Raw genomic sequence first — 13,341 nt, 5'->3', positions numbered from 1 at the left:
GCCGCTACTGTTCCGTCTCGACGCCGCCGAGGTTCCCCTCGTCGTCGAACAGCTTTGCTCGCAGGAACCGTGTCCGGTACCGGTTGGCTCCCTCGTAGATATCGGCTTCACGGATGTCGTCTGCCTCGCCGTCTGCGACGGCATCGATGATATCCTCGATCTGTTCTTTCTCGCTGGGCGTGAGTTCGAACTCGTAGGTCTGGGCCTGCTCGCCTTCGAGCTTTGTCCACTTGCGCGCGCCGGCGATGACAAGCGAGCAGGGCTCCCGGCAGGGGAACTCACCTGACCCGCCGTCGACATCGAGTTCCGTCTCCTCGTCGTACTGCCACTCCCGGCGTTTGAGACACTGGGAATCGTCACAGCAGGCCTCGGCGACCCAGTTGACGTGTTCGTAGCCGTCACCGCGGTCCCATGTCTTGACAACGCCGTAAATCCCGGTCTGGCGGTCGACGGTGTCCCGCCAGTGGGTCACGTCGAGGTCCCCCTCCTGTTCCCGGTGCCAGTTCGCGATGGTCGCCGGGTAGAACGCCTCGACCGTCGTGACGAACTCGCTCGCCGATAGCTCGGGGAACGCCCACCCGGTCTGGAGCGACGGCGCGGTCTTGAGCGGGCGGTAGCCGCCGTCGTCGTCGTGTTTCGCAATTTCGCGTGCGTCGAGGGGGTCGTCGTACTCGTCGAGCGCGCTGGTTCCGACATCGACGTCGGCGCGGTGCCGGATGCTGTATGTCCGCGTTCCGTCGGAGAGCGTAACGGTCAGGTGCAGTTCCCCCCAGGTCGCGGACACCCCGTCGGCGAGCGCGTCGTAGCGCTCGGCCACGTCTCGCTGCTCTGCCCCTTCGAGCCAGCGGAGGAACGCCCAGCGGTCCGCCTTCTGGGGCGCGGTGGCGTGCCAGAAGTACCAGTTTCGGACGTACGGTGACTCCGCCGCTACCGTCCGAAGCGTCTCCTCGTCGATGCCGCTGTGGTCCACATCCGGTGTTCGGAACGTGTACCCGTCACTCTCGTGGGTCACGTGGAGGTCGTCGAAGGCGATGCCATCGGGGGCAGTTGCCACCAGCGCGTCCACGTACTCGCCGTCCATACTGGAAAACGGTACTCGGTCGGCAAAAGTCGGCTGGTTCCGGCCAGCAAGCGGCGTAATCAGTTCCGGTCTCTGACCTGATAGCGGCAGTCGGCGACCTGTCAGTCGCCGGTCGCGGGCGTCGCGCCGCCAGTCTCCTCGCGCACCTGCTCGATGGCAGCGCTCACGTCCGCGCCCGCGTCGGCGGCCCGCTCCAGCACCACGTCAGCCATCAGCGGCTCCGTGCCGACTGCGCCGGCGTACCAGATGTCGTGGCCCTCGACAGTAGTCGGCACGTCGTAGCCCGTCCGGTAGTCGTCGGTCAGACCCATGTCCTCGGGGATGTCCTCCTGCGTGTGAAAGCCGTCGGCGATAAACAGCGGCACGACGACGATGTCGTCGCTCTCGAAGTAGTCCGCGACGTCGTCGACCTCAGGGTCCTCGTCCATGAACAGCGACTGCACCTCGTCGAAGCGGTCCCGCGCGCGGATGCGGTCGGCATGGTACTGGATGGCCTTCGCGGAGTTTTCGTTGCGCTCCGTCCCGTGGCCGACGACTGCCAGACCGAACCCTTCGCCAACATCGGGATCGCCGGTGACAGACTCGGCTCGCTGGACGATGACATCGCTCATCGCGTCGTGGGTGCCCGCGGGGCCACAGTAGTGGACCGTCTGGGCCGTGTCCTCGGCGGCCAGCGTCGCGTTAGTGGCGCTCGTCCCGTCGGAGTCCCACAGCTCGGGGTCCCAGTCTTTGAGTCGGAACTCCCGTGGGATGACCTGCTCGGTGAAGTAGCCCTCCGAAATGAACAGCGGGACCAGATACACCTCCTCGGCGTCGACGGTCCGCAGGGCCTCCCGGAACGACGGTTCCTCCTTCCAGAAGGACTCACGGACCTCGGAGAACGCGCCCGTCGCCCGAATCGTGTCGGCGTGGTCGTAGGTGGGCGTACTCGACTCGGCGTTCAGATGGGAGCCGTGGGCCGCGATAACGAGTGCTTCGTCCATGCACTTCGGTTGGGGCGAGTCGTCCTTAGGGCCTTCGTTGCCCTGTACAGATAGCCGGCGAGCTGTGCAACGTTGCGAGCCGAAAGTGTGTCTTTGCCGCCCGATTCCGCCCGATCACAGCCCGAACAGGAGGACGTAGAACAACAGTCCAGCGGCCGCAAGCAGTGCCGCGTGTCCCAGCGCGCCGGCAGCGACGACGATGCCGCCGATGATTCGCTCCGCTGCTCCCAGGGGCTGTCCGAACGCCTTCCGCTCTCGTTGTGCAATCGCCATTGTCTTTCCCTCGTGTAGAGAGCGGACGCCGAGGGGGACAAACCCCCCGGCCTGTTCTCACTCGCTGGGAGTGGGGCCGCAGTTCTGAGGGGATAGCGCGCCCGTGTGTCGGTTATGGCCCGACACGGCCTGTCCCGTACCCGTGGTCGCCCGCCGGCGATAGAACGACTTTTGCCCGCGCCGGGCGTGGCCGACGCCAATGTCACTCGCCGCCGCGACCAGGGACGCCGTCCGCGAGCGCCCGTTTCTCTACGACGCACTTCGAGCGGGCGTCGTCAACTACACGGCCGCCGCGCGCACGCTCGATATTGACGGCGATGCGGAAGCCGTCGCGACCGCCCTCCGACGGTTCGCCGAGGAACTGGACGACAGCCCGGCCCACGACAGCGACGCCCGCGTCTCGATGCAGAGCGGGCTGGGTCGGGTCGAATCGCCCGACGCTGTGTCGGCTATCGTCTTCCGAGTCGGGGACGCCGCCTTTGCCGAGGGCGCTGGCTCGCTAACGGGCATCGTCGCTACCGGCGACCTCTCGCCGCCGGCGCTGGCCGAGGTGCTGGGCCGCCTGCGGGCGGCGGACGTCGCGGTCGAGGCCGCCGGCGTCACCGACGACGCGCTCGTCGTGGTAGTGGGTCGCCGTGCGGGACCGGACGCGCTCCGGATGGTTGAGGCGGTGGTGCAGGGATGAGTCGCCTTCCGACGGCTTAAAGCGGGCGGACGCAGTTCCTCCCGGTAATGACGCTTCGCGTGACGAACACGTTGACCGGTGAGAAAGAGGCCTTCGAGCCGCGCGACCCCGATTCCGTGTTGCTGTACTACTGCGGGCTGACGACCTCCGACCCGCCCCACCTCGGCCACGCGCGCGGCTGGGTTCATGTCGACGTGATGGCCCGCTGGCTCGACTATCTGGGCTATGACGTCCACCACGTCGAGAACTTCACCGACGTCAACGAGAAAATCGTCGCCCGCGTCGGCGAGGACGGCGATAGCGAGGCCGACGTGGCCCGCCACTACGTCCGGCAGGTCATCGACGACATGCGCTCGCTCAACCTCGGCCGCGCGGAAGTGTACCCCCGCGTCTCAGAGCACGTCCCCGAAATCATCGACCTCGTCGAGCGCCTCGTCGAGAGCGGCCACGCCTACGAGGCCAACGGCTCCGTCTACTTCGACGTGACAAGCTTCGAGGACTACGGCAAACTCTCGAACCAGTCCGTCGAGGACATCGAATCACAGGGCGCGGACACCGAAGGCGAGAAGCGACACCCGGCCGACTTTGCGCTCTGGAAGGCCGGCGGCGTCGACCCCGAGGACATCGCCGAACATCAGCACCCGGAGGCCGCCCCGGCCGAGGAGGCCTGCCAGACCGCACAGACCTGGGACTCTCCGTGGGGTGAAGGCCGACCCGGCTGGCACATCGAGTGCTCGGCGATGTCGATGACACACTTAGACGAATCCATCGACATCCACGTCGGCGGGCAGGACCTTGTCTTTCCCCACCACGAGAACGAGGTGGCCCAGAGCGAGGCCGCGACCGGCGAGCAGTTCGCGAAGCACTGGCTCCACGTCCGCCTGCTGGAGACCGAGGAGGAGAAAATGTCCTCCTCGCTTGGCAACTACTTCAGCGTCGCCGACGCAGTCGAGGAGTTCGGTCCCGACGTGCTCCGGACCTTCCTGCTGTCGACGGCATATACTTCGCGGGCGACCTACAGCGATGAGACTGTCTCGGAGGCCGAGGAGCGCTGGGACCGCCTCTCCCGGGGCTACGAGCGAGCGGCTGAAGCCTGCGACGATGTGGACGCCCACGCGAAAGTGACCGACGAGACGCTTCGGGATGCTGTCGACGACGCCCGCTCGACGTTCGAGGCCGCGATGAACGACGACTTCAACACGCGGGAGGCGATGACCGCACTGCTGAACCTGACCGCTGCGGTCAACACGCACGTCGACGGCCGCGACGAGTACGACTACCGGGGGCTCCGGCGCGCCGTCGAGACGTTCGAGGAACTGGGCGGCGACATTCTGGGGCTGTCCTTCGGCGAGGACGGCGGCGGCGACGTGTCGCTGGCCGGCGACGTGGTCGACCTGGTCCTGACAGTCCGTGAGCAGGAGCGGGACGCCGGCAACTACGAGCGGGCCGACGAACTCCGCGACGAACTCGAAGCCCTCGGCGTCGAGGTCCAAGATACTGATCACGGGCCGACATATCGAATCTGATATTTCATATCAAGATTGCGTATTTAGGATATTCTAACACGACTCACTACGATTTTATATACTATTAGTGCGTTTATATATTTGTTATGGAATACGTACCAACTACTGTCGGTTTCACCCGGATGATCGTCTCTCTCATGCTCGTTGTTGCCGCGGTCGGCGCGGTCGCATCCCCCGTCGCCGCACAGAGCGACCAGCCCGACTGGGCCGTCCAGATGTTCGAGGACATGGGACCGATGGTCGAGACGTACAACGCGAACGTCGACCCGGAGGACTTTGGCTTCATAGCTGGTGAGCTACAAGGTGAGAAGGTGAACCTCGTGGTGGACGACCCCGCGAACGGAACCGAAGCGTCGGTGTCGTTCAGCATGAACAACGCCCTTCAGATGCAGGAACTGGCGCTTGGCACCCGTGACGACGCTACTATCCAGATGAACACGGACAAGGCGACGATGGACCGAGTCATCGCGTCGAACAACCCCACTGTGGAATTCAAGAATGCCGTCACCGCGGGCGAAATCAGCGTCTCCGGTATCGGCCTCTTGGGCGGCGTCAAGTGGTACGCGATTAACGTGGTCGCCGACGTCCTCCGGGGCATCTTCGGCTGACGCGGCCGACGCCCAGCGGCCACAAAACGTTTTCCCGTACCGGACAGTGCTTGGAAGTAGATGGTACGCCGCTTGCTCCCCGTCGCCGTGGCGCTCCTTCTCGTGACCTCCGGCTGTGTCGGGCTCATCACCGGCGAGACGGTCACCTTCGAGGCCTCGCCCGCGACCGTTTCTGACAGCACGCTCGACTCGACCGGATACGAACTTAACAACGCGACACAGGCGAACGTCACCCGCGACGTGACCGTCGCCGGGCAGGACCGGACGGTGCGGCTCGTGACCGAGCGCAGACAGTACACCCGGAGCGGCTCCCTGCTCGGCGTCGAGGTCGTGGAGCTGTCGCGGTTCGTCGTCGTCTCCGTTCCGAGCGCGACCGTCGCCGGCCAGACGCTCAACCCCGCCGCCGACTGGGCGAACCGGCGGGTCCTCGAAGCGGTCCAGGGCCAGACCGGCAGCATCGACGACGTCGAGTCGGCCGGGAACCGGACGGTCCGGGCGCTGGGCGCGGACCGCCAGGTCAGCGAGTACACCGGCACGACCGAGGTGGCGGGCCAGTCCATCGACGTCCGCCTTCACCTCGTCAGCTTCCAGCACGAGGGCGACATCGTCATCGGCGTCGCCGTCCACCCCGAGAACGTCGACGAGACCGACGCCGTCGACGACCTGCTGTCCGGCCTCCAGCACGGCGGCGACTGATGGGCTTCGGGATGCAATGGGGCGGCTTCGGACGCCGGCGGCCTCGGGCATACCCTTTTTATCGGGCGCGGTGATGGCTGGGCCATGAACACCGTCCTGGCGCTGGGCCTGGGGCTCACCGTCGTCGGCCTGGCGGGCTACGTCGCGGGCGTCGCGGTGCCGTACCCCGGCCGCGCGTTCTCGGTGACCGCCTTGCTCGCCGGGATGACGCTGCTGGCCGTCGGCCGCTCGGACGAGACGGAGGGCGGGGCGTGATATCCGCGCTCGTCTACGCCGGCGAGGCGGCCGAGCCCTACGACGACCTCGGGGCCGCCCGCGCGGCCGCGGGGACGACGTGGGTCCACGCCGCCGAAGCAACCGACGAGGAGATACGCGCCGTCCAGTCGGCCTTTGACCTCCATTCGCTCGCCATTGACGACCTCCGGGGGGACGTCCGGGCCAAGACCGAGGAGTACCGCGACTACACCTTCGTCCTGCTGAAGACGATGCGGCTCACCCCGGGCGAGACCACCTTCGAGAAGGAGGTGACGACAAGCCCGGTCGGCGTGTTCGTCGGCCGCGACTGGGTCGTCTCGCTGGGCTTAGACGAGGCCCGGCCGGTCCAGCGCGTGATGGACGCCGCCCGCCGGGGGGACGAGCGCCTGCTCCAACACGGCCCGGACTTCACCGCCTACCGCGTCGTCGACGTCGTCGTCGACGCCTACTTCGACCTGCTCGACGACATCGAGACGGACATCGAGGAGATAGAGGAGGAGGTCACCGTCTCCACCGACAGCGAGACCATCGAGAAGATAAACGACGTCCGGCGGGACCTGCTGTCGTTCCGCAAGCAGGCCTGGCCCGCGCGCGAGGCCGTCGGCAGCCTCGCCCGTGGCGACCCAAAGCAGATACAGCCACAGACGGAGAAGTACTTCCGGGACGTCTACGACCACCTCGTCCAGATTGTGGACCTGACCGAGACCTACCGCGACCTCGTCTCGGGTGCGCGGGACATCTACCTCAACACCGTCTCGCAGTCGACCAACGAGGTGATGAAGGTGCTGACCGTCGTCGCGACGGTCTTCATCCCGCTGACGTTCGTCGTCGGGGTCTACGGGATGAACTTCGCCGACAGCCCGTACAACATGCCGGAACTGGGCTGGACCTTCGGCTACCCCGCGGTGATGGTCGGCATGGGCCTCATCGTCGCGATACTGCTCGGCCACTTCCGCCAGCGGGGCTACCTATAGCGCAAGCGGGACGAGCAACACCCCCATCAGCGTCGCCCGGCGGGACCCGAACCGCGGCGGGAGGTGGCCGACCAGCGTGGCCGCCCCGAACGCGCCGACGCCCACGAGGCCGGCAAACAGCGCCGACAGGCCGACGAGGGCCGCGACCACCGAAAGCGAGAGGGCCGTCTGGTCCACCCGACCGACGGCCCGGAGATAGCGGTCACCCAGTGTCGGGACGAGTATCGCGCCAGCGACGGCGGCGACGGCGATCGCCGCGAGCAGCGCCGGGAGCACGAGCGGGACCTCGGCCCGGTCGAGCGCGACGAGGACACCGGTTCGGGGCGTCCCGAGCGAGATGAGCGCGAACAGCGCAAACACCGCTGTCGCCGTGTTGACGCCACTCGTCGTCACGATGAACGCACGCGGCCCACGCTCAGCGACCAGTCCAAGCGCCAGCGTGGCCGCGATGGCGCTTGAGACGCCCGGAATGTAGCCGACAGCGCCACCGCAGAGCGTTCCGACGCCCGCGAGAACGACGACCGTTCGCCGCGGCGTCGTCACCGTCGCGTCGGCCTGTGGCGGGACCCCCGCTCCCTCGATGGCGGCCAGAAGCACCGGTGCGCCGAACAGCCCCGAAAACAGCGGGACCAGCACGTCGGAGACTGGCAGCACTCCGGTCACCGGCGCGTCGAGGAGGGCGATTCCAAGCAGGCCGCTGGCTGCCAGTGAACACGCCGCGCCGATTTGCCGACGGCGGCCCTGTTCCGTGACCACAAGCAGGACAGCGACTCCCGCGAGAAGTACCGACAGCCACGGCTGGAGCAGCGGATACGCTCGCTCCATCAGGAGGGTGAGTGGAACCGCCAGCGGGACGGCAAACACTACGGCCAACCCGCTCCCCAGCGCTGACAGGCGCAGCGCCTCCCGACCGCGACCCTCGATGACCAGCTGGTGGCTCGGCAGCGCACTGGCCGCCAGTGCCGGGTCCGGCACGCCCAGCGCCAGCGCCGGAATCACGTCGAGAAAGGTGTGTGTCACCCCGGCCGCCAGCATTGCCACGCCGACGTAGAGTCGTGGCCCCGGTAGACTGCTCGCCGCCGCGGCGAGCAAAAGTGCGAAGGTGTTGGCGTGCAGCCCCGGGACGAGCCCGCTAAGCGTTCCCAGTCCAACTCCCGCCCCAACCGCAGCGAGGAGCGCGAGCGTCGCTGTCGGGTCGACGGCGGGAGCCATGGACTGCATAGCGGGGCGTGGCCCCGTTCCCGTACTTGAACCTCCGCGACGTTCGGCCCTGCTACCACTCTACAGCGTAGTGCGGGCCGACCGGACCGTGTTCGGCGTGGGTCCCGGCGCTAGGAGGGGTGGTGAGACAGCAGTGCCGACTGTCGGTCGCGACCAGTCCTTTCGAGAGGGCGCTCCCGAAGAGGCGACAGCGCAGGTCCGACTCAGCCAGACGTTCTCTTCCGACCGAAGCCCCCTGAACCTGGCGAGCTTTTTGGTGTGCCGGCCATTCGTACACACATGAGCAACGAGTCCCGAAAGTCGGCCGGGTTCAAGGACCGGACGCCGGTAACGACAGCCAGGGAGGCGCTGCTGGACGCAGTGTTCCCACACGGGCGGACGGAGCGCGTCTCGCTACGCGACGCCGACGAACGCGTCGTTGCGGGGGAAATCACCGCCGAGCGAGCGGTGCCCCACTACCGGCGCGCGGCGATGGACGGCTTCGCCGTCAGCGCGGAAGACACGTTCGGCGCGAGCCAGCGGTCGCCGGAATCGCTCCAGGTCGGAGAGACAGTGACCACCGGCACGGCGACCCGCGTACACACGGGCAGCGAACTCCCAGCGGGTGCCGACGCCGTCGTGATGATCGAGGAGACCGAGGTCGCCGGTGACACCGTCACCGTGTTCGATGCGGTTGCTGGCGGGGAGAACGTCGCTCCTGTCGGCGAGGACGTAGAGCAAGGGCAGACGCTGTATGCAGACGGCCACCTGCTCCGCCCGTCGGACCTCGGGCTGTTGAAATCGGTCGGGAACGACGCTGTCGAGGTGTACGAGCGGCCGACTGTCAGCGTGATTCCGACCGGTGAGGAGTTAGTCCAAGATAACCCGGAACCGGGCCAAGTAGTCGAGACGAACGGCCAGACCGTCACGCAGTACGTCGAGCGCTGGGGGGGTGACGCGACCTACCGCGACATCGTTACCGACGACGTGGACGCGCTCCGGGCGGCCATCAGCGACGACTTGGACCACGACCTCGTGGTGACGACCGGCGGCTCTTCCGTCGGCGAGCGGGACCTGCTCCCGGAAGTCGTCGACGACCTCGGCGAGGTGCTGGTCCACGGCGTCGCGCTGAAGCCGGGTCACCCGGTCGCGCTGGGCGTGGTCGAAGAGACGCCGATTCTGATGCTCCCGGGTTATCCGGTCGCCTGCATCGTCAACGCCGTCCAGTTCCTCCGGCCGGCGCTCCGCCGTGCCGGCCACCTCCCGGCGACCGACCCGCCGACGACCGAGGCCGAACTCACGCGGAAGATAGCCAGCGAGCCGGGGACCCGGACCTACGCTCGGGTACAACTGCGCGAGGAGGACGACGACGGACCGACCGCGACGCCGACGCGGGCCAGCGGGTCGGGCGTCCTCTCCAGCGTCGCGCTCGCCGACGGCTGGGTCGTCGTGCCGGAGTCCGTGGAGGGCTACGACGCCGGTGACACTGTGCCCGTCGAGGACTGGGAGTGGTCCCAATGAGCGACCGCCGCGAGTTCCGCGACCTCGCATCACCGGAGGAGGCCCACGAGGTCGTCGCAAACCTCGACATCGACCCCGACCCGGAAACGGTCCCGCTCGCCGACGCCCGCGACTGCGTCCTCACCGAGCGGATCGACGCCGACATCGACGTGCCAGGGTTCGACCGCGCGAGTATGGACGGCTACGCCGTCCACGCCAGAGACACCTTCGGCGCTGACGAGGCCGACCCGGTGACGCTGTCGGTCGCCGGGGAAGTCCACGCGGGTGAGAAGCCCGACGTAACGGTCGAACCGGGTTCGGTCGCCGAGATTTCGACCGGCGCGGTGATGCCGCCCGGTGCCGACGCCGTCGTGATGGTCGAGCGAACGACTGAAACCGACGCCGGCGTCGAGATACGCACATCCGTCGCGCCCGGTGATAACGTGATGCTCGCCGGCGCAGATATCGCGGCCGGCGCGCGCGCCCTCGGTCCCGGAACGCGAATCACGCCCCGTGAAATCGGACTCCTGTCTGCCCTTGGCGTCGACGAGGTTCCGGTGCGTGGCCGGCCACAGGTCGGCATTCTCTCGACGGGCGATGAACTTGTCCGGCCCGGGGACCCCCTCGACAGCGCCGCCGGCCAGATTTACGACGTGAACAGCTACACGCTGGCGGGCGCGGTCGCGGAGGCCGGCGGTGAGCCGGTGATGTACCCCCACGCTGGCGACGACTACGAGGAAATGGAGCGATTGCTCCACCAAGCGGCTGACGAATGCGACCTCGTCCTCTCGTCAGGGTCGACCAGCGCCAGCGCGGTCGACGTCATCTACCGCGTCATCGAGGAACGCGGCGAACTCAGGCTCCACGGTGTGGCCGTCAAACCCGGCAAGCCGATGCTCGTGGGGACTATCGGCGACTCGGCGTACGTCGGGCTGCCTGGCTACCCAGTTTCGGCGCTGACTATCTTCCAGACGTTCGTCGCGCCAGCAGTACGGAACGCTGCTGGACGGGAGCAGCCACAGACAGCTACGGCCTCCGGCACAATGGCAGTCCAGGAACGCTACGGCGAAGGGCGACGACGCCTCATGCCAGCCGGGCTGGTCGAAGACGACTCCGGGTCGCTGCTGGTCTACCCGGTCGACAAGGGCAGCGGCGCGACGACGAGCCTCGTCGACGCCGACGGCTTCGTCGACGTGCCGCCGGGGACCGACTACCTCGCCGAGGGGGAGACGGTCGACGTGACGCTGTTTTCCCCCGCCGTCAGGCCGCCGACGCTGCTGGGCATGGGCGAGGACGACCCGCTCCTCTCGCGCCTGCTCGATACAATCGACCGCCCACGGTACCTCCCGCTGGGGTCGACCGAGGGGGTCCGCCGCCTCGGCAACGGCGTGCCCGACGTCGCCGTCGTCGCGGGTCCGACCGACGCCGACCACGAGGCAACCGATATCGGCGGCTGGCAGCGCGAGTGGGGGCTGGTCGTCGGGCCTGATACCGACGTGTCCGACTTGGGCAACCTTGTCGACGGCGACTGCCGATTCGTCAACCGCGACACCGCGTCCGGCCTGCGTCGGAGCTTCGACGACGCGCTCGACGCGCTCCGCGAGGACCGGGACGTCGGCCGCGACGAGGTTATCGATGCTATCGACGGCTACGAACTCACGACAAAAGCCCACGAAAGTCCCGCTCGGAAGGTACTGGCAGGTGATGCAGACGTGGGCCTCGGTCTCCGCGCCACGGCGGCGAAACTCGGCCTCGGGTTCGTATCGCTCGGGACCCAACCTGTTCGGGTGCTCGCTAATCCGAATCGGCGGGAGAAAGACAGCGTCGACGCGCTCGCCGCGACCCTCGAAGACCTCGACTCGCTGGCCGATGGACTGGCTGGCATAGAAGTGCAGTGACGGCGTCGACCTGAGCACCGTGACACCTGCCAGGATTACGCTACGACCCGCAAGCGACTGCGACGTACCTGCGCTTGCGGGTACCACTGGAAGACGGCATTGGCGACCTGAAGTCATAAACACGAGCAGGGCTGAATGGGTCACAGCGATGCCCGACACATCGGTTGCCGCTGACCTCGATTCCCCGTTCCGGTTCGAGTATGAGCCTGCGACACTCCGATACGCCCCTGACGCCGTGCAGTCGCTGGGTGCGGAGTTAGACGCGCGAGGCTACAACAGTGCGCTGGTCGTCTGTGGCGCGACCGTTGGTGACACGCCGGCTGTGATGGACCCCGTTCGGGAGGGTCTCGGCGACCGACTGGCCGGCACCTTCGCCGAAACGACGCCAGCCAAGCGGCTCGGCACCGCCTGCGACGGACTCGAACGCCTCCGAGAAGTCGATGCCGATTGTCTCGTGGCCGTCGGCGGTGGGAGCAGTCTCGACGTTGCGAAAATCATCAGTATCCTCGCAGCGACTGACCGCGACCCGGCGGCTGTCGGCCAAGCGTTTGTCGACTCCGGAACGATAGCTGTCCCCGAGGCGGAGCTGCCGCCGATTATCGCCGCCCCGACGACGCTGGCCGGCGCTGACCTGTCTCTCGTCGCCGGGGTCACAGCCGCGCCAGACACCTGCCCTGTGAACGAGCCTGCCAGTGGTGCTGTCAGCGATCCGAAACTGATGCCCGAAGCAGTCTGTTATGACCCCGACCTGATTGCGACGACGCCCCGTCCGATCCTCGCGGCGTCAGCGATGAACGGCTTCGATAAAGGTATCGAGACGCTGTACGCGGCCAGCGCAACGCCAGTAACCGACGCCACAGCCTCTCGCGGCCTCGGCCTTCTCACGGACGGACTGCTCGCATTCGGTACTGGTGACGACGACCCATGGGTGTACCAGTCGCTCACCCAGGGTCTCATGCTCGTCCAGTACGGCATTTCGCGGGCTGACGGGACGACGCTCTCACTGATTCATGCCCTCGGTCACGGGCTGACCCGGGCCTACGAGGTCCAGCAGGGCGCGGCCCACGCGGTCATTGCTCCGCACGCACTCTCATATCTGTTCGAGCAGGTCGACGGTCGGCGGTCGCTTTTGGCCGACGCACTCGGCGCCGGCGATGCTTCAGACCCCACTGCTGCGGTCATCGACCAAATAAACGACGTGGTGACTTCGCTTGGACTCCCGACGCGACTTCGGGATGTCGACGGGCCCGGCCGCGAGGCGTTCCCCGAAGTTGCTGATGCCGTCCTCGAAGACGCCTTCATAGCGAACGCCCCGTCAGAACTGGCACCCACACGAAAGGACATTGTCCGTTTGTTAGAGTCGGCTTGGTAGCCGGCAGTGAATGCCGCTCAGAGCTCCGGTAGACCCCGCATACCGTCTCTCTGGTGCGGTTTCGCGCGAATCGCCCCGCGATTTCGCGCCTTTTTAATCCACGCTTTGCGAGGAGTAGGTCGCGCGGTCAGGGCGACCCCGACGAAATAAAAAGGTCCTATCTACATGTCGGGCCAGGCCTTGGCGGCCCGACCAACGCCGGTCACGTCGTTGATCCAGCGGGCGGCAATCGCCTTTTTCAGCAGTTTCGCCGGCAGCCCGCCAAACGTCTCAACTGGGACGTTCACCAC

General features: G+C 67.1%; 13 protein-coding genes and 1 pseudogene. 9 read left to right on the top strand and 5 right to left on the bottom strand.

Annotated features, from left to right (window positions below; translation table 11 throughout):
• Positions 1-4: 4 nt before the first annotated feature.
• The 3 genes from D3D01_RS19490 to D3D01_RS24275 all read right to left on the bottom strand — a co-directional run bounded on the left by D3D01_RS19490 (position 5) and on the right by D3D01_RS24275 (position 2,337).
• A complete protein-coding gene (locus D3D01_RS19490) occupies positions 5-1,081 on the bottom strand; it encodes a DR2241 family protein (protein ID WP_121513426.1) in 1,077 nt (358 codons plus the stop codon).
• Positions 1,082-1,182: 101 nt separating this feature from the next.
• Positions 1,183-2,064: a CbiX/SirB N-terminal domain-containing protein gene (locus D3D01_RS19485; protein ID WP_121513425.1), complete on the bottom strand. Its 882-nt coding sequence runs from the start codon at positions 2,062-2,064 to the stop codon at positions 1,183-1,185.
• Positions 2,065-2,178: 114 nt separating this feature from the next.
• On the bottom strand, positions 2,179-2,337 hold the full coding sequence (locus D3D01_RS24275) for a hypothetical protein (RefSeq protein WP_198560173.1): 159 nt from the start codon (positions 2,335-2,337) through the stop codon (positions 2,179-2,181).
• A 199-nt stretch (positions 2,338-2,536) separates the two neighbouring features.
• Here D3D01_RS24275 and D3D01_RS19480 point away from each other — a divergent pair, with 199 nt between their 5' ends.
• From D3D01_RS19480 to corA, 6 genes are all read left to right on the top strand, one after another.
• A complete protein-coding gene (locus D3D01_RS19480; RefSeq protein WP_101350350.1) occupies positions 2,537-3,022 on the top strand; it encodes a hypothetical protein in 486 nt (161 codons plus the stop codon).
• Between the two features lie 47 nt (positions 3,023-3,069).
• A complete protein-coding gene (cysS, locus tag D3D01_RS19475; RefSeq protein ID WP_121513424.1) occupies positions 3,070-4,548 on the top strand; it encodes a cysteine--tRNA ligase in 1,479 nt (492 codons plus the stop codon).
• A gap of 86 nt (positions 4,549-4,634) precedes the next feature.
• Entirely contained in the window at positions 4,635-5,156 is a 522-nt protein-coding gene (locus tag D3D01_RS19470; RefSeq protein WP_121513423.1) for a hypothetical protein, read from the top strand.
• A 60-nt stretch (positions 5,157-5,216) separates the two neighbouring features.
• A complete protein-coding gene (locus tag D3D01_RS19465; RefSeq protein ID WP_121513422.1) occupies positions 5,217-5,852 on the top strand; it encodes a DUF6517 family protein in 636 nt (211 codons plus the stop codon).
• A gap of 84 nt (positions 5,853-5,936) precedes the next feature.
• Positions 5,937-6,107, top strand: coding sequence for a hypothetical protein (locus tag D3D01_RS24270; RefSeq protein ID WP_198560174.1), 171 nt, complete (start codon positions 5,937-5,939; stop codon positions 6,105-6,107).
• Positions 6,104-7,081, top strand: coding sequence for a magnesium/cobalt transporter CorA (gene corA / locus D3D01_RS19460; protein ID WP_121513421.1), 978 nt, complete (start codon positions 6,104-6,106; stop codon positions 7,079-7,081). The genes D3D01_RS24270 and corA overlap by 4 nt, the downstream gene beginning before the upstream one ends.
• Here the strand turns inward: corA and D3D01_RS19455 are convergent.
• The gene (locus D3D01_RS19455; protein ID WP_199725493.1) at positions 7,076-8,293 is read right to left on the bottom strand and encodes a tripartite tricarboxylate transporter permease; all 1,218 of its coding nucleotides are present in this window, start codon (positions 8,291-8,293) and stop codon (positions 7,076-7,078) included. The genes corA and D3D01_RS19455 overlap by 6 nt on opposite strands.
• A gap of 288 nt (positions 8,294-8,581) precedes the next feature.
• Between D3D01_RS19455 and glp the strand changes: the two genes are divergently transcribed.
• The 3 genes from glp (at position 8,582) to D3D01_RS19435 (ending at position 13,051) form a co-directional block, all read left to right on the top strand.
• Positions 8,582-9,802, top strand: a complete 1,221-nt coding sequence (glp, locus tag D3D01_RS19445) for a gephyrin-like molybdotransferase Glp (RefSeq protein ID WP_121513419.1) — start codon at positions 8,582-8,584, stop codon at positions 9,800-9,802.
• Positions 9,799-11,679 (top strand): molybdopterin biosynthesis protein, encoded by a 1,881-nt coding sequence (locus tag D3D01_RS19440; protein ID WP_121513418.1) that lies wholly within the window; start codon positions 9,799-9,801, stop codon positions 11,677-11,679. The genes glp and D3D01_RS19440 overlap by 4 nt, the downstream gene beginning before the upstream one ends.
• Positions 11,680-11,827: 148 nt before the next feature.
• Positions 11,828-13,051, top strand: a complete 1,224-nt coding sequence (locus D3D01_RS19435; protein WP_121513417.1) for an iron-containing alcohol dehydrogenase family protein — start codon at positions 11,828-11,830, stop codon at positions 13,049-13,051.
• Between the two features lie 161 nt (positions 13,052-13,212).
• Here D3D01_RS19435 and D3D01_RS19430 read toward each other — a convergent pair.
• Positions 13,213-13,341: pseudogene (locus D3D01_RS19430) on the bottom strand (NAD(P)/FAD-dependent oxidoreductase); the annotation flags it as partial.

Origin of the sequence: Haloarcula sp. Atlit-7R, from assembly GCF_003666065.1 — an archaeon.
In the GTDB taxonomy this organism is placed as follows: Archaea; Halobacteriota; Halobacteria; order Halobacteriales; family Haloarculaceae; genus Haloarcula; species Haloarcula taiwanensis.
Note: the sequence above shows the minus strand (reverse complement) of the source record. Positions and strands in the feature narration are given on the sequence as shown.

Excerpts from the sequence above, each read along its gene's own strand:
- D3D01_RS19485 (WP_121513425.1), bottom strand. The coding sequence starts at position 2,064 with ATGGACGAAGCACTCGTTATCGCGGCCCACGGCTCCCATCTGAACGCC.
- D3D01_RS19440 (WP_121513418.1), top strand. The coding sequence starts at position 9,799 with ATGAGCGACCGCCGCGAGTTCCGCGACCTCGCATCACCGGAGGAGGCC.
- D3D01_RS24275 (WP_198560173.1), bottom strand. The coding sequence starts at position 2,337 with ATGGCGATTGCACAACGAGAGCGGAAGGCGTTCGGACAGCCCCTGGGA.
- D3D01_RS19480 (WP_101350350.1), top strand. The coding sequence starts at position 2,537 with ATGTCACTCGCCGCCGCGACCAGGGACGCCGTCCGCGAGCGCCCGTTT.
- glp (WP_121513419.1), top strand. The coding sequence starts at position 8,582 with ATGAGCAACGAGTCCCGAAAGTCGGCCGGGTTCAAGGACCGGACGCCG.
- cysS (WP_121513424.1), top strand. The coding sequence starts at position 3,070 with ATGACGCTTCGCGTGACGAACACGTTGACCGGTGAGAAAGAGGCCTTC.
- D3D01_RS19465 (WP_121513422.1), top strand. The coding sequence starts at position 5,217 with ATGGTACGCCGCTTGCTCCCCGTCGCCGTGGCGCTCCTTCTCGTGACC.
- D3D01_RS19455 (WP_199725493.1), bottom strand. The coding sequence starts at position 8,293 with ATGGCTCCCGCCGTCGACCCGACAGCGACGCTCGCGCTCCTCGCTGCG.
- D3D01_RS24270 (WP_198560174.1), top strand. The coding sequence starts at position 5,937 with ATGAACACCGTCCTGGCGCTGGGCCTGGGGCTCACCGTCGTCGGCCTG.
- D3D01_RS19470 (WP_121513423.1), top strand. The coding sequence starts at position 4,635 with ATGGAATACGTACCAACTACTGTCGGTTTCACCCGGATGATCGTCTCT.
- D3D01_RS19490 (WP_121513426.1), bottom strand. The coding sequence starts at position 1,081 with ATGGACGGCGAGTACGTGGACGCGCTGGTGGCAACTGCCCCCGATGGC.
- D3D01_RS19435 (WP_121513417.1), top strand. The coding sequence starts at position 11,828 with ATGCCCGACACATCGGTTGCCGCTGACCTCGATTCCCCGTTCCGGTTC.